Annotated in this window: 19 protein-coding genes; 17 read left to right on the top strand and 2 right to left on the bottom strand. The window is 64.4% G+C overall.

Features of this window, described 5'->3' with window-relative positions:
• From K675_RS0125565 to K675_RS0125600, 8 genes are all read left to right on the top strand, one after another.
• The coding region (locus K675_RS0125565) for a chemotaxis protein CheA (RefSeq protein WP_017906308.1) at window positions 1-1249 on the top strand (1249 nt) is incomplete at its 5' end.
• A gap of 52 nt (window positions 1250-1301) precedes the next feature.
• Entirely contained in the window at window positions 1302-2444 is a 1143-nt protein-coding gene (locus K675_RS0125570) for a protein-glutamate methylesterase/protein-glutamine glutaminase (protein ID WP_017906309.1), read from the top strand.
• The gene (locus K675_RS0125575) at window positions 2444-3184 is read left to right on the top strand and encodes a flagellar motor protein (RefSeq protein WP_017906310.1); all 741 of its coding nucleotides are present in this window, start codon (window positions 2444-2446) and stop codon (window positions 3182-3184) included. Before K675_RS0125570 ends, K675_RS0125575 begins: the two co-directional genes overlap by 1 nt.
• 10 nt (window positions 3185-3194) lie before the next feature.
• Window positions 3195-4082, top strand: a complete 888-nt coding sequence (gene motD, locus K675_RS0125580) for a flagellar motor protein MotD (protein WP_017906311.1) — start codon at window positions 3195-3197, stop codon at window positions 4080-4082.
• Window positions 4083-4135: 53 nt separating this feature from the next.
• On the top strand, window positions 4136-4924 hold the full coding sequence (locus tag K675_RS0125585) for a ParA family protein (RefSeq protein ID WP_017906312.1): 789 nt from the start codon (window positions 4136-4138) through the stop codon (window positions 4922-4924).
• Between the two features lie 69 nt (window positions 4925-4993).
• A complete protein-coding gene (locus K675_RS0125590) occupies window positions 4994-5854 on the top strand; it encodes a CheW domain-containing protein (protein WP_017906313.1) in 861 nt (286 codons plus the stop codon).
• Window positions 5855-5933: 79 nt separating this feature from the next.
• Window positions 5934-6416, top strand: coding sequence for a chemotaxis protein CheW (locus K675_RS0125595; protein WP_010449884.1), 483 nt, complete (start codon window positions 5934-5936; stop codon window positions 6414-6416).
• The gene (locus K675_RS0125600; RefSeq protein WP_017906314.1) at window positions 6417-6809 is read left to right on the top strand and encodes a DUF2802 domain-containing protein; all 393 of its coding nucleotides are present in this window, start codon (window positions 6417-6419) and stop codon (window positions 6807-6809) included.
• A gap of 76 nt (window positions 6810-6885) precedes the next feature.
• Here K675_RS0125600 and K675_RS0125605 read toward each other — a convergent pair whose 3' ends face one another.
• Both K675_RS0125605 and K675_RS0125610 read right to left on the bottom strand, forming a co-directional pair.
• Window positions 6886-7215 carry an EscU/YscU/HrcU family type III secretion system export apparatus switch protein gene (locus K675_RS0125605; protein ID WP_017906315.1) on the bottom strand — a complete coding sequence of 110 codons (330 nt, stop codon included), beginning with the start codon at window positions 7213-7215 and terminating at the stop codon, window positions 6886-6888.
• On the bottom strand, window positions 7212-8783 hold the full coding sequence (locus K675_RS0125610; protein ID WP_017906316.1) for a flagellar hook-length control protein FliK: 1572 nt from the start codon (window positions 8781-8783) through the stop codon (window positions 7212-7214). Before K675_RS0125610 ends, K675_RS0125605 begins: the two co-directional genes overlap by 4 nt.
• A 161-nt stretch (window positions 8784-8944) precedes the next feature.
• Between K675_RS0125610 and ccmA the strand changes: the two genes are divergently transcribed.
• The 9 genes from ccmA to ccmI form a co-directional block, all read left to right on the top strand.
• Window positions 8945-9616 carry a cytochrome c biogenesis heme-transporting ATPase CcmA gene (ccmA, locus tag K675_RS0125615; protein WP_198291683.1) on the top strand — a complete coding sequence of 224 codons (672 nt, stop codon included), beginning with the start codon at window positions 8945-8947 and terminating at the stop codon, window positions 9614-9616.
• Window positions 9613-10281, top strand: a complete 669-nt coding sequence (gene ccmB / locus K675_RS0125620) for a heme exporter protein CcmB (protein WP_026145534.1) — start codon at window positions 9613-9615, stop codon at window positions 10279-10281. Before ccmA ends, ccmB begins: the two co-directional genes overlap by 4 nt.
• 44 nt (window positions 10282-10325) lie before the next feature.
• A complete protein-coding gene (locus tag K675_RS0125625; RefSeq protein ID WP_198291684.1) occupies window positions 10326-11084 on the top strand; it encodes a heme ABC transporter permease in 759 nt (252 codons plus the stop codon).
• Window positions 11081-11257, top strand: coding sequence for a heme exporter protein CcmD (ccmD, locus tag K675_RS0125630; protein WP_017906320.1), 177 nt, complete (start codon window positions 11081-11083; stop codon window positions 11255-11257). The genes K675_RS0125625 and ccmD overlap by 4 nt, the downstream gene beginning before the upstream one ends.
• The gene (gene ccmE, locus K675_RS0125635) at window positions 11254-11709 is read left to right on the top strand and encodes a cytochrome c maturation protein CcmE (protein WP_017906321.1); all 456 of its coding nucleotides are present in this window, start codon (window positions 11254-11256) and stop codon (window positions 11707-11709) included. Before ccmD ends, ccmE begins: the two co-directional genes overlap by 4 nt.
• A 2-nt stretch (window positions 11710-11711) precedes the next feature.
• Window positions 11712-13685, top strand: coding sequence for a heme lyase CcmF/NrfE family subunit (locus K675_RS0125640; RefSeq protein ID WP_017906322.1), 1974 nt, complete (start codon window positions 11712-11714; stop codon window positions 13683-13685).
• A complete protein-coding gene (locus tag K675_RS0125645) occupies window positions 13682-14218 on the top strand; it encodes a DsbE family thiol:disulfide interchange protein (RefSeq protein ID WP_026145535.1) in 537 nt (178 codons plus the stop codon). Before K675_RS0125640 ends, K675_RS0125645 begins: the two co-directional genes overlap by 4 nt.
• Window positions 14215-14685, top strand: a complete 471-nt coding sequence (locus K675_RS0125650; protein WP_017906324.1) for a cytochrome c-type biogenesis protein — start codon at window positions 14215-14217, stop codon at window positions 14683-14685. Before K675_RS0125645 ends, K675_RS0125650 begins: the two co-directional genes overlap by 4 nt.
• A partial coding sequence (ccmI, locus tag K675_RS0125655; protein WP_026145536.1) for a c-type cytochrome biogenesis protein CcmI occupies window positions 14682-14958 on the top strand: 277 nt, incomplete at its 3' end. The genes K675_RS0125650 and ccmI, both read left to right, overlap by 4 nt.

A 14958-nucleotide genomic window follows, 5' to 3' on the forward strand; every position in this document is an offset into this window, starting at 1 on the left:
TGCCGCCGCCGCCCCGGCCCCGGCTCGTGCCCCGTCGCCGGCCGCAGGTGGCGCCGGCGACAAGCCGGCTGCCAGCGAAGCGGAAACCACCGTACGGGTCGACACCGCGCGCCTGGACGAGATCATGAACATGGTCGGCGAGCTGGTGCTGGTGCGTAACCGTCTGGTGCGCCTGGGGCTCAACAGCGGCGACGAAGCCATGTCCAAGGCGGTGTCCAACCTCGACGTGGTGACCGCCGACCTGCAGACCGCGGTGATGAAGACCCGCATGCAGCCGATCAAGAAAGTCTTCGGCCGCTTCCCGCGCCTGGTTCGCGACCTGGCCCGGCAGTTGAAGAAAGAGATCAACCTGGAACTGGTGGGTGAAGAAACCGACCTCGACAAGAACCTCGTCGAGGCACTGGCCGACCCGCTGGTCCACTTGGTGCGCAACTCGGTCGACCACGGTATCGAGGAACCAGCCGACCGCGAAGCGATGGGCAAGCCGCGCAGTGGCCGGGTGGTACTGTCGGCCGAACAGGAAGGCGACCACATCCTGTTGTCGATCTCCGATGACGGCAAGGGCATGGACGCCGACGTGCTGCGCAGCATCGCCGTGAAGAAGGGCCTGATGGACAAGGATGCGGCGGATCGCCTGAGCGAGACCGACTGCTTCAACCTGATCTTCGCCCCGGGCTTCTCGACCAAGACCGAGATTTCCGACGTGTCCGGCCGCGGCGTCGGCATGGACGTGGTAAAGACCAAGATCGCCCAGCTCAACGGTACCATCAATATCTACTCGACCAAGGGCAAGGGCTCGAAGATCGTCATCAAGGTCCCGCTGACCCTGGCGATCATGCCGACCCTGATGGTCATGCTCGGCAACCAGGCCTTCGCGTTCCCGCTGGTCAACGTCAACGAGATCTTCCACCTCGACCTGTCGCGGACCAACGTGGTCGACGGCCAGGAAGTGGTGATCGTGCGCGACAAGGCCTTGCCGCTGTTCTATCTCAAGCGCTGGCTGGTCAGCTCCGCGGCTCATGAAGAGCAGCGCGAGGGCCATGTGGTGATCCTTTCCGTCGGCACCCAACGCATCGGCTTTGTCGTCGATCAATTGGTCGGCCAGGAGGAAGTGGTAATCAAGCCACTGGGCAAAATGCTGCAGGGAACCCCGGGCATGTCGGGCGCCACCATCACCGGTGACGGCCGCATCGCGCTGATTCTCGATGTGCCGAGCATGCTCAAGCGTTACGCCGCGCGGCGTATTTGATTCTGGTACGGCGACAGGGCATGAGTCCTGCGCCGTGTCTAACGGAGTGTTTATGGTAGTCAAGGTCCTGGTGGTGGATGACTCGGGTTTTTTCCGCCGCCGTGTCTCGGAAATCCTTTCGGCGGATACGAGCATCCAGGTCGTCGGTACGGCGACCAACGGTAAAGAAGCCATTGATCAGGCGCTGGCGCTCAAGCCGGATGTGATCACCATGGACTACGAGATGCCGATGATGGATGGCATCACGGCGGTGCGGCACATCATGCAGCGCTGCCCGACTCCGGTGTTGATGTTTTCCTCCCTCACCCACGAAGGCGCCCGTGTCACCCTCGACGCGCTGGATGCCGGGGCCGTGGACTTCCTGCCGAAGAATTTCGAAGACATCTCGCGCAACCCCGAGAAGGTCAAGCAACTGCTGTGCGAGAAGGTCCACAGTATTTCGCGCAGCAACCGTCGTTTCAGCAGCTACAGCGCCCCGGCGCCGCAGCCCGCCCCGGCGCCGGCACCGTCCGCCAGCAGCAGTTTCTCCAGCAGCCATGCCCCGGCTCCCGCGTCGGTGCGCAGTGCGCCGCCGCCCAGCCGCGGTGCGGCAGTGGCTGTCACCGCGAACACTTCGGGTGCGCCCAAGCGCAAGGCCTACAAGTTGGTGGCGATCGGCACCTCGACGGGCGGGCCGGTGGCCCTGCAACGCGTGCTGACACAGTTGCCGGCAAATTTCCCGGCACCGATCGTGCTGATCCAGCATATGCCGGCAGCCTTCACCAAGGCCTTCGCCGAGCGTCTGGACAAGCTCTGTCGGATCAGCGTCAAGGAAGCCGAGGATGGCGACATCCTGCGTCCGGGCCTGGCGCTGCTGGCGCCAGGTGGCAAGCAGATGATGGTCGATGCCCGCGGCACCGTGAAAATCCTGCCGGGTGACGAACGTCTCAACTACAAGCCTTGCGTGGACATCACCTTCGGTTCCGCGGCCAAATCCTACGGCGACAAGGTTCTGGCGGTGGTGCTGACCGGCATGGGCGCCGACGGTCGCGAAGGCGCGCGTCTGCTCAAGCAGGGCGGCAGTGCGGTCTGGGCCCAGGATGAGGCGAGCTGCGTGATCTATGGCATGCCCATGGCGATCGTCAAGGCTGACCTGGCCGACGCCGTGTACAGCCTCGATGATATCGGCAAGCATCTGGTCGAGGCCTGTCTCTGATGGATGTGTTGAGCCTCATCGGGATCATCATGGCGTTCGTCGCCATTATCGGTGGCAATTTCCTCGAAGGCGGTCATATCGGTGCCCTGGCCAATGGTCCGGCGGCGCTGATCGTGCTTGGCGGAACCATCGGCGCGGCGCTGCTGCAATCGCCGATGAGCGCGTTCAAGCGCGCCATCCAGATCCTCGGCTGGATCTTCTTCCCGCCGAGGGTCGACCTGGCGGGGGGCATCGACCGGGTGGTCAACTGGAGCCTGACCGCACGCAAGGAAGGCCTGCTGGGCCTGGAAGGCGTGGCCGACACCGAGCCCGACACCTACTCGCGCAAGGGCCTGCAATTGCTGGTCGACGGTGCCGAGCCGGAAGCCATCCGCAGCATCCTCGAGGTCGACTTCTTTACCCAGGAAAGTCGGGACATCGAGGCGGCAAAGGTCTTCGAGAGCATGGGCGGCTACGCACCGACCATCGGTATCATCGGGGCGGTCATGGGGTTGATCCATGTCATGGGCAATCTTGCCGATCCGTCGCAGTTGGGTAGCGGCATCGCCGTGGCGTTCGTCGCGACCATCTACGGCGTAGCCAGTGCCAACCTGGTGCTGCTGCCGATTGCCAGCAAGCTGAAGTCGATCGCCGTGCGCCAGTCGCGGTATCGGGAGATGCTGCTCGAGGGCATCCTGTCGATTGCCGAGGGCGAGAACCCGCGCTCCATCGAATTGAAGCTCCAGGGCTTCATGGACTGATGGAGTAGTCATGGCCAGGCGTCGCCACCACGAAGAACATGTGAACCACGAGCGTTGGCTGGTCTCCTATGCCGACTTCATCACCCTGCTGTTCGCGTTCTTCGTGGTCATGTATTCGATCTCGTCGATCAACGAGGGCAAGTACAAGATCATTTCCCAGGCGCTGGTCGGCGTGTTCACCGATGCCGACCGCAGTATCAAGCCGATCCCTATCGGCGATGAGCGCCCGGTCACCGTGAAGCCGGCCGATCCGCTGATCAAGGATGCCGAGCAGACCGATGCGGCCCTGGGGCAGGGCGCGGCGGATCCGCTCAAGAGCATCGCCGACGACATCAGTGCGGCGTTCGGCGACCTCATCAGTTCCAACCAGATGACCGTGCGCGGCAACGAACTGTGGGTGGAGATCGAACTCAATTCCGGCCTGTTGTTCGGCAGCGGCGATGCCTTGCCCAGCGACAAGGCATTCGACATCATCGCCAAGGTGGCGAAGATCCTGAAACCGTTCGACAACCCGATCCATGTCGAGGGCTTCACCGACGATCAGCCGATCCGTACGGCACAGTATCCGACCAACTGGGAACTGTCCTCGGCCCGTTCCTCGAGTATCGTACGGATGATGGCGATGGAGGGGGTCAACCCGCAGCGGATGGCCTCGGTCGGTTACGGCGAGTTCCAGCCGGTGGCCAACAACGCCACCGCCGAGGGGCGCGCGCGTAATCGTCGGGTGGTGCTGGTGGTGTCGCGCAACCTCGATGTGCGACGCAGCCTGACCGGTACCGGCACCGCCAATGCAACACCCGATGCGGCATTGAAGCGGGCTGGCACACAAACTGCACCGCCAGCGGTAAAGCAAGCGGGACGCGAGAGCTCCGTCAATTCTCCGGCACCTGCTCTATAACTTAGCGCTATTTCTCGGCAGACCCTGGGGTTTTGCCGGGAGGAACACACTGAATGAGAGTCTGGGCAGTAGCCAATCAAAAAGGTGGCGTCGGTAAGACCACTTCCTCCATCGCTCTGGCCGGGCTGCTGGCCGAGGCGGGCAAGCGCGTGGTCGTCGTCGACCTCGACCCGCACGGGTCGATGACCAGCTACTTCGGCTACGATCCGGACACCCTGGAGCACAGTAACTTCGATCTGTTCCAGCACAAGGGCCAGGTGCCCGAAGGCCTGCCGGGTCAATTGCTGCTGTCGACCAGTGACGAACGTATTTCCCTGCTGCCGTCCAGTACCGCGCTGGCGACCCTCGAACGCCTGTCGCCGGGCCAGAGCGGCCTTGGCCTGGTGATCGCCAAGAGCCTGGCGCAACTGTGGCAGGATTTCGACTACGCGGTGATCGACAGCCCGCCGCTGCTCGGTGTGCTGATGGTCAATGCATTGGCGGCCAGCCAGCAACTGGTAGTGCCGGTGCAGACCGAACATTTGGCCGTGAAGGGCCTGGAACGCATGGTCAACACCCTGGCGATGATCAACCGCTCGCGCCGCCAGGCCTTGCCGTTCACCATCGTGCCGACCCTGTTCGACCGGCGCACCCAGGCCTCCATGGGCACCTTGCGGGTGCTGCGCGACAAGTTTCCCGAGGCGATCTGGCAAGGCTACATTCCGGTCGATACGCGCCTGCGCGATGCCAGCCGCGCAGGGGTCACGCCTTCGCAGTTCGACGGCAAGAGCCGGGGCATACTGGCCTACCGCGCTCTGCTCAAGCACCTGCTGGCCCAGCAACTCGTACCGCAGGTGGCCTGACGTGTTGCACTCAAGTCATCTGCCGTTTCAGCCGATAACTCCTACAGAACACTGTAGCGGGACATTTTCATGGGCATTCAGATGATCCGTCCCGTCGATATCACTACCCGTCCGCAACTGGCGCTGCAGTCCTATCTGGATGCCTTGCTCCAGGAGGCGACCGAGGAACTGCCGGCAGAGCCGGCGATCGAGATTGCGCTGCCGGCCGAACCCGAGCCTGTCAGCGAGCTGGATGAATTCCAGGCAGCGGTGCTGGAGGAACAGGCCCGCGATGCCCTGGCCGCCCAGGCGCTGGCGGTTGCGTCGGCACCGATGGTCAAGGCCGAAGTGCCGGTGGCCCGGGTCGAGGCGCCAGTGGCCGAGCCGGTCGCGCCGGTGCTGGTGGAACCGGTGGTCGAGGTGCATCTGCCTCCCGCCGACACCACGCCACCGCCGCCGGTGGAAGGCGATTCGCGTCCGCATTGGGCGGCGGAGCCGTTCGAATGCCTGTTGTTCGACGTTGCCGGGCTGACCCTGGCGGTGCCGCTGGTCTGCCTCGGGTCGATCTATGCCCTGGCCGGTCAGGAATTGACACCGCTGTTCGGGCAACCGGAATGGTTCCTCGGCATTCTGCCGAGCCAGGCTGGCAACCTGAAAGTGCTGGATACCGCCCGCTGGGTGATGCCTGATCGCTATCGCGACGACTTCCGCCAGGGGCTGCAATACGTGATTTCGGTTCAGGGTTACGAGTGGGGGCTGGCGGTGCATCAGGTCAGTCGTTCGCTGCGCCTGGACCCCAACGAGATCAAATGGCGCACCCAGCGTGGGCAGCGACCGTGGCTGGCTGGCACGGTCATCGAACACATGTGTGCGTTGCTCGACGTTTCCGAGTTGGCCGAGTTGATCGCCAGCGGTGCCGTCAAGCAGATGCAGTTGAACAAGCCGACATAAACAACAGCCCAGGGCGACCAGTGCGCCAGGGCGTCAGACAGCACACACACCGTATCAACGGTAATCGAGGGGCAGGGGTATGAATAAGTCAGCGTCTTCACAGGGTTCCGATGATCCAATCCTGCAGTGGGTGACGTTCAAGCTGGACAATGAGTCCTACGGCATCAACGTGATGCGGGTCCAGGAAGTCCTGCGCTACACCGAGATCGCCCCGGTACCGGGTGCGCCGAGCTACGTGCTGGGGATCATCAACCTGCGCGGCAACGTCGTCACCGTGATCGACACCCGCCAGCGTTTCGGCCTGATGCCGACCGAAGTCAACGACAATACCCGTATCGTCATCATCGAGGCCGACAAGCAGGTGGTCGGAATCATGGTCGACAGCGTGGCGGAAGTGGTCTACCTGCGACAATCGGAAGTCGAGACCGCACCGAACGTCGGCAACGAGGAATCGGCCAAGTTCATCCAGGGCGTGTGCAACAAGAACGGCGAACTGCTGATCCTGGTCGAACTGGACAAGATGATGACTGAAGAAGAATGGTCCGAGCTGGAGAGCATCTGATTGATTCTTGAGGTCGTAGTCGTCCTCCTGGTCCTGTTGTGGATCGGGACGTTGGGAATGTTCCTGTTCCATATGCGCAACCAGCAGAAGATTGCCGCGCAGCAGGCCGAGGGGGATGCGCTGCGGGACCAGCGCATCAGGGAGCTGGCCCGCCGGGTCGACAACTTCCAGAATGGCACGGTGCGCATGGGCGAGGATCTGCACGAGCTGCGCGCGGTGGTTGCGCCCTTGCCGGACAAGCTGGCGCAACTGGAGCAGCGTGACCCCTCGACCTTGTCCTTCGCCCAGGCCGCCCGGCTGGTGGGCATGGGGGCCAGTGTCGATGAATTGACCCAGGCCTGTGGCCTGACCCAGGCCGAGGCCGAGCTGATGAGCAAGCTGCACCGCAGTTGAGTCGGACGCAGGCCTATCCGTGGTCGGCTAGCGGATCAGGCAAGGTCCAGGCAGGCCGCCCGGCCTGCCCTCGTGTTCAGTAATCGTCGCCCCGCCCGGTCACGTCCTTCTCCAGCGGCTCCGGCAGCGGTTCGAATCCCTGGGGTACCTTGCCCTTCAGATTCCAGGCGAAAGCGATGATCACCGCGATGGTCCGGTACAGCTCCTCGGGAATGCTGTCGCCCAGTTCCAGGCGCGCCAGCAGTTTCACCAGTTCGGCGTTTTCGTAAATCGGGACTTCGTAGTCGCGGGCCAGCCTGAGGATGGCTTCGGCCAGCTCGTCGTCGCCCTTGGCGGTCAGGGTCGGGGCCTGCTGGCCGTCGTACTTGAGGGCGATGGCCTGACGTGGCGAATGCGGATTTCTCATGCGGTTTCGTCGACCCAGCGTTGTTCCAGTCGGGTTTGTTTGCCTTGTGGTGGCGTGCCCTGGTGGCAGTCGAGTTCGCCGACGTTGAGCCCGGAGGCGAGCAGGCGCTCGCGCAGGGCGTCCAGTTGGCTTTCGATCAGCCTGGCGGTAGGGGCGTGTTCGGCCCAGAGGTGTCCGGACAGGCTGCCGCCGAGCAGTTGCGCCTGGACGTGCAGCGGGCCCAGCGGGTCGAGGTCGAAGGCCAGTTCCACCCGCCACAACGGAGTCTTCTGCTCACGTTGTGCGGGTTTTTCGGTCGATTCCCGTTCCTCTCTGTCCTCGCGCTGGATCTTGACCTGCAGGGGCACGATGTCCTGCTGGTTGCGCATGGGGATTTCCAACTGCCAGGTGGTTTGCAGGTTGCCATCAGGGGTACGGCCGGTCTGTTCCAGGCTCGACAACTGGTGGCTCTGCAGGCGCGAGACGGCTGCCGCGGCGAGGCGCAGCAGGCTCTCCAGATCACCTTCGCCGGCCAGGCTCTGCATCAGCCGCGAGGGTAGCGGGAAGCTGATCGGTTGCGGCTTGCCGCCGACCTGGCCGAGCGCACCCAGGGCGCTGCGGACAAAGCCCGGCATTGCCTGGGCGAGTACGGCGGCGGAGGCGCCCGGGTTGCTTGCGGCACTGTCCGGCAACTGCGGCATGATCTGCGCGATCAGGCGCAGCAGGTTGCCCTTGAGGTCGGGCAGCATGGCCGGATTCTCGCCCAGCAGCAGCCGGGCCTCGAGGAACAGCCCGCTGTTCTGCAGCAACTGGGCCAGGGCCTTGGGATTGCTCAGTTGGTTGATATCGGGCAGATCGCCGAGCAGGGTCGCGATGGCGCTGCGCAGTTGCTCCGGCAGGTCGGTGGTCTTCGGCAGGTTCTGCAGGCTGTTGAGCAGGCCCTCCAGCGAGCCCTGGCGGCCTTGCTGGGCCAGCAGTTGTTGGGTCACCGCCAACTGGTCCAGGCGTGCGCCCTGGGGCACGAAGGTCAGGCTCTGCGAGCCTTCGACCAGGGCGCTGAGCAGGCTGCCGATGCGCAGCGGTTGCGGGCTGTCGAGGGTCAGGGTGGTCCCGCCGAGGGCGGTATTGAGCAGGCTGACCAGCGAGCGATAGACCTGCGGCTGGCCCGGTACCGGGGGCAGCGCCTGGCTGGTCAGGACCTTGCCTTGCAGCAGGGTGCCGACCGGCAGCTGTGTGATGTCGAGGCGGGTCAGGGCGGCGACGCTGGCGCTGAGCGCCTGTTGCACGGTGATCGCCAGGTTGCCCGCCGAAGGCTGGGTCACGGTCAACTGGGCGCCCTGGGGCAGGGGTTGGTTGCTGGTGGCCTGTACGGTGGTCTGGCGGCCACTGTCGGTGGTCAGCTTGAGCAGCAACTGGAAGGTCTGGTCGGTCTGCTTCAGCGACAGCACATCGGCCTTGGCGCTTTGTCCGGGAGCGATCAGTCCTTCCTGCGGCAGCGTCAGCTTCAGCAACTCGCCGGCGAGCGCCGCCGGGCGGCTGCCGGCCGGAAGCAACTGGGCCAACTGAGAGATGTTGAATTCGCCTGTCATCGGGTCGCGACCTGTCGAGATAGCCCTCTTGGGAGCAGGGCGATGCATGTATAATGCCGCGCCGTCTCCCGAAAGAATGTTCAAACTATCGCATAAATTGACGCAGCTCTCTGGAACGAGCTGCAAAAGCATTTATGCTGCCTTACGTTAACGGCCGTGTCATGGCCGACTTGAGAACCGCAAAAGGCTTCGATCATTTGACCAGCCCTCTTCTAGAAGCCGTAGCGCTTGCCTGTGAGCGTGATTGGCGGATGCTGTTCGAGAACCTCGAACTGCGTCTGAGTCCCGGCGACATGTTGCAGATCAGCGGCCCCAACGGCAGCGGCAAGACCAGCCTGCTACGCCTGCTGGCCGGCCTGATGCAGCCCACCAGCGGCGAGATTCGCCTCAATGGTCAGCCGCTGAACAGCCAGCGCGGCGAACTGGCACGTACGCTCCTGTGGGTCGGCCATGCCGCCGGGATCAAGGACCTGCTCAGTGCCGAGGAGAACCTGCGCTGGCTCTGTGCGTTACACCGGCCGGCCGAGCGCGAGGCGATCTGGCAGGCCCTGGCCGCTGTCGGCCTGCGCGGTTTCGAGGATGTGCCCTGTCATACCCTGTCCGCCGGCCAGCAACGTCGCGTGGCCCTGGCCCGGTTGTACCTGGACAGCCCGCCGCTGTGGATTCTCGACGAACCGTTCACCGCCCTCGACAGGCAGGGCGTGGCGCAACTGGAAGAGCACCTGGCCGGCCACTGCGAACGGGGTGGCATGATTGTGCTGACCACCCACCACAGCCTGACACGGGTGCCCGCCGGCTACCGCGACCTGGACCTGGGGCGGTGGGCGGCATGAGTGTTTTCGGTCTATTGTTTGCCCGCGAGGCGCGGCTGCTGTTCCGCCGTCCGGCCGAGCTGGCCAACCCGCTGGTGTTCTTCGCCATCGTGATCGCGCTGTTTCCGCTGGCGGTCGGTCCCGAGACGAATATGTTGCAAACCTTGTCCCCAGGACTGGTCTGGGTCGCCGCGCTTTTGTCCGTCCTGCTCTCGCTGGACGGGCTTTTCCGTGGCGATTTCGAGGACGGTTCCCTGGAGCAGTGGGTCCTTTCGTCGCACCCCCTGGCCCTTCTGGTGCTGGCCAAGGTGCTGGCACACTGGGTGTTTTCCGGCCTGGCGCTGGTGCTGCTGTCGCCCTTGCTGGGCCTGATGCTCGGGTTGCCGACGGCCTGCCTGCCGGTGCTGCTGTCATCGTTGCTGCTGGGCACGCCGGTGCTGAGCCTGCTCGGTGCGGTGGGCGCGGCGCTGACCGTGGGACTCAAGCGCGGCGGCCTGTTGCTGGCGCTGCTGATCCTGCCGCTGTATATCCCGGTGCTGATTCTCGGCAGCGGGGCCCTGCAGGCAGCACTGCAGGGCATGCCGGCAACGGGCTACCTGCTCTGGCTCGGCAGCCTGGCCGCCCTGGCGGTGACCCTGGCACCTTTTGCAATAGCGGCTGGCCTGAAGATCAGCGTCGGCGAATAATGAGGTCTGGCCGGTTTCCGGCCAGCAAAGACCCTGGATGTACCGTGATGAACTGGACTTGGTTTCATAAGCTGGGCTCGCCCAAATGGTTTTATGGCATCAGCGCACGCCTGTTGCCCTGGCTGAGTATTGCCGCCGTGCTGCTGATCGGCAGCGGCGTGGTCTGGGGACTGGCCTTCGCACCGCCGGACTACCAGCAGGGCAACAGCTTTCGCATCATTTACATCCATGTGCCGACGGCCATGCTCGCCCAGTCCTGCTATGTGATGCTGGCGGTCTGCGGCGTGGTGGGGCTGGTGTGGAAGATGAAGCTGGCCGACGTCGCCCTGCAATGTGCGGCGCCCATCGGTGCCTGGATGACCGCCGTGGCGCTGGTCACCGGCGCCATCTGGGGCAAGCCGACCTGGGGCGCCTGGTGGGTCTGGGACGCGCGTCTGACCTCGATGCTGATCCTGCTGTTCCTCTATTTCGGCCTGATCGCCCTGGGCAACGCCATCACCAACCGTGACAGCGCGGCCAAGGCCTGCGCGGTGCTGGCGATCGTCGGCGTGATCAACATCCCGATCATCAAGTATTCGGTGGAGTGGTGGAACACCCTGCACCAGGGGGCGACCTTCACCCTGACCGAGAAACCGGCGATGCCGGTGGAAATGTGGCTGCCGCTGCTGCTGACCGTGCTCGGTTTCTACTGCTTCTTCGGTGTCGTGGTGCTGCTGCGCATGCGCCTCGAGGTACTCAAGCGCGAAGCCCGGGCCAGTTGGGTCAAGGCCGAGGTCCTGAACGAACTGGAGGCGGCTCGATGAGTTTTGCTTCATTCGGCGATTTTCTCGCCATGGGCCATCACGGCCTGTACGTCTGGTCGGCCTATGGCATCTGCCTGGCGGTACTGGTCGTCAACGTCGCTTCGCCGCTGCTCGCCCGCCGGCGTTACCTGCAACAGGAGGCGCGTCGTCTGCGCCGGGAGAATGGCCAGTGAACCCGCTGCGCAAGAAACGTCTGATCATCATCCTGGCGATCCTGGTCGGAGTCGGCGCCGCCGTCGGCCTGGCCCTGAGTGCCCTGCAGGAAAACATCAACCTGTTCTACACCCCGACCCAGATCGCCAACGGCGAGGCACCGCTGGATACCCGTATCCGTGCTGGCGGCATGGTCGAGAAAGGCTCGCTGGTGCGCTCCAGCGACTCGCTGGACGTGAAGTTCGTGGTCACCGATTTCAACAAGTCGGTGACCATCCGCTACCGCGGCATTCTTCCCGACCTGTTCCGCGAAGGGCAGGGCATCGTCGCCCTCGGCAAGCTGAACGCCCAGGGCGTGGTGGTGGCCGACGAGGTGCTGGCCAAGCATGACGAGAAGTACATGCCGCCGGAAGTGACCAAGGCACTCAAGGACAGCGGCCAGGCCGCCCCGACACCTGCGAAGGAGGGTTGACCATGATTCCCGAGCTTGGCCACCTGGCCATGATCCTGGCGCTGTGCTTTGCCCTCGTGCAGGCCTGCGTTCCGCTGCTCGGCGCCTGGCGTGGCGACCGCCTGTGGATGAGCCTGGCGCAGCCGGCGGCCTGGGGGCAGTTCGCCTTTCTCGCCTTCGCCTTCGGCGTGCTGACCTACGCGTTCATGACCGACGATTTCTCCGTCACCTATGTGGCCAACAACTCCAACAGCGCCTTGCCCTGGTACTACAAGTTCAGTGCCGTGTGGGGTGCCCATGAAGGTTCGCTGCTGCTCTGGGCGCTGATCCTCGGTGGCTGGACCTTTGCCGTGTCGGTGCTCTCGCGGCAACTGCCGCAGGTCATGCTGGCGCGGGTGCTGGCGGTGATGGGCATGATCAGCTCCGGCTTCCTGTCGTTCCTGATCCTCACCTCCAACCCGTTCTCGCGCATCCTGCCGCAGGTTCCGGCGGACGGTCGCGACCTCAACCCGTTGCTGCAGGACATCGGCCTGATCGTTCATCCGCCGATGCTGTACATGGGCTATGTCGGTTTCTCCGTGGCTTTCGCCTTCGCCATCGCCGCCTTGCTCGGCGGTCGCCTGGATGCGGCCTGGGCCCGCTGGTCGCGGCCGTGGACCATCGTTGCCTGGGCCTTCCTCGGTCTGGGGATCACCCTTGGTTCCTGGTGGGCCTACTACGAGCTTGGCTGGGGTGGCTGGTGGTTCTGGGATCCGGTGGAAAACGCCTCGTTCATGCCCTGGCTGGTGGGCACGGCGCTAATCCACTCGCTGGCGGTCACGGAAAAACGCGGTGTGTTCAAGAGCTGGACGGTGCTGCTCGCCATCGCCGCGTTCTCGCTCAGCCTGCTGGGTACTTTCCTGGTCCGTTCGGGCGTGCTGACTTCGGTCCATGCGTTCGCTTCCGACCCGGCCCGCGGTGTGTTCATCCTGATTTTCCTGCTGTTTGTGGTCGGCGGTTCGCTGACGCTGTTCGCCCTGCGCGCGCCGGTGGTCAAGAGCCAGGTCGGTTTCAATCTGTGGTCGCGTGAAACCCTGCTGCTGGCCAACAACCTGGTGCTGGTGGTGGCCGCCTCGATGATCCTGCTGGGTACCCTGTATCCGCTGGTGCTCGATGCCCTGAGCGGCGCCAAGCTGTCGGTCGGCCCGCCGTACTTCAATGCGCTGTTCATTCCGTTGATGGCGGTGCTGATGGTGGTGTTGGCGGTTGGCGTGCTGGTGCGCTGGAAGGACACGCCGGTGAAATGGCTGTTCGGCATGCTCACTCCGGTATTGCTGGGCAGCGTGGCGCTGGCGGTGGTGGCCGGGCTGGTCTACGGCGATTTCAACTGGGCGGTGCTGGCGACGTTCCTGCTGGCGGCCTGGGTGGTGCTGGGCGGCGTGCGCGACATCCTCGACAAGACCCGCCACAAGGGCCTGCTCAAGGGCCTGCCGAGCCTGACCCGCAGCTACTGGGGCATGCATCTGGCGCACCTGGGTATCGCGGTCTGCGCCCTGGGCGTGGTGCTGTCGAGCCAGGAGAGCGCCGAGCGCGACCTGCGCCTGGCGCCGGGCGAGTCCATGGAACTGGCCGGTTACCACTTCGTCTTCGAAGGCGCCAAGCACTTCGAAGGACCGAACTTCACCTCGGACAAGGGCACCATCCGCGTCATCGACAACGGCCGCGAAGTGGCCGTGCTGCATCCGGAAAAACGTCTCTACACCGTGCAGCAATCGATGATGACCGAAGCCGGGATCGATGCCGGCTTCACCCGTGACCTCTATGTCGCCCTCGGCGAGCCGCTGGGAGATGGCGCCTGGGCGGTGCGCGTGCACGTCAAGCCGTTCGTGCGCTGGATCTGGTTCGGCGGCCTGCTGACCGCCCTCGGCGGTGCGCTGGCGGCGCTGGATCGGCGTTACCGGCTCAAGGTCAAGAGTCGCGTCAAGGAAGCCTTGGGCATGAGCGGAGCAACTGCATGAAGCGTTGGATAATGGTAGTGCCACTGGCGATATTCCTGCTGGTGGCGGTGTTCCTGTATCGCGGGTTGTACCTGGACCCGGCCGAGTTGCCGTCGGCGATGATCGGCAAGCCGTTCCCGGCCTTCTCCCTGCCGGATGTGCAGGGCGAGAAGACCCTGACCCAGCTCGACCTGCATGGCCAGCCGGCGCTGGTCAACGTCTGGGGCACCTGGTGCATTTCCTGCCGGGTCGAGCACCCGGTGCTGAACAAGCTGGCGCAGCAGGGCGTGCGCATCTACGGCGTGAACTACAAGGATGACAATGCCGAGGCCTTGAAGTGGCTGAAGGAGTTCCACAATCCGTATCAGTTGGATATCCGTGACGAGCAGGGCACCCTGGGCCTCGACCTGGGCGTGTACGGCGCACCAGAGACCTTTTTCATCGACGCCAAGGGCGTGATCCGTCACAAGTATGTCGGCGTGATCGACGAAGTGGTCTGGCGCGAGCAACTGGCGCCGGTCTACCAGGCGCTGGTCGACGAGGCGCGACCATGAAGCGCTGGCTGGCCGCCGTGGCCCTGGGCCTGACCCTGACCGGCGTGGCCCACGCCGCCATCGACACCTACGAGTTCGCCAACGAGGCCGAGCGCGAGCGTTTCCGCGACCTGACCAAGGAACTGCGGTGTCCCAAGTGCCAGAACCAGGACATCGCCGACTCCAACGCGCCGATCGCCGCCGACCTGCGTCGGGAGATCTTCCGCATGCTCGGCGAGGGCAAGGACAATCAGCAGATCATCGACTTCATGGTCGATCGTTATGGCGATTTCGTCCGCTACAAGCCGGCCCTGACCGGCAAGACCGCGCTGCTCTGGTTCGGTCCGGCCGGGTTGCTGCTGGGCGGCCTGGTCGTGATCGCCGTGATCGTCCGCCGTCGCCGCGCCCAGCGCAGCGAAACCCCGGACGTGCTTTCCGCCGAGGAGCGCGAGCGCCTCGACCACCTGCTGGATAAAAACCGCGAATGATTGATTTCTGGCTTGCTACCGGTCTGTTGTTACTGATTGCCCTGAGTTTCCTGCTGATCCCGATCCTGCGTGATCGCCGTGTCCGCCAGGAAGAGGATCGCACCGCGCTCAACGTGGCGTTGTACCAGGAGCGCGTGGCCGAGCTGCAGGCCCAGCGCGACGATGGCGTGCTGACGGCCGAGCAGATGGACAGCGCTCGTGCCGAGGCGGCCCGCGAGCTGCTGGCCGACACCGAGGGCGTGGCTCCGGCGCCGGTTTCGCGGCTGGGGAAAC

The sequence above is a fragment of the Pseudomonas fuscovaginae SE-1 genome, from assembly GCF_000364705.1.
Classification (GTDB): Bacteria; Pseudomonadota; Gammaproteobacteria; order Pseudomonadales; family Pseudomonadaceae; genus Aquipseudomonas; species Aquipseudomonas fuscovaginae_A.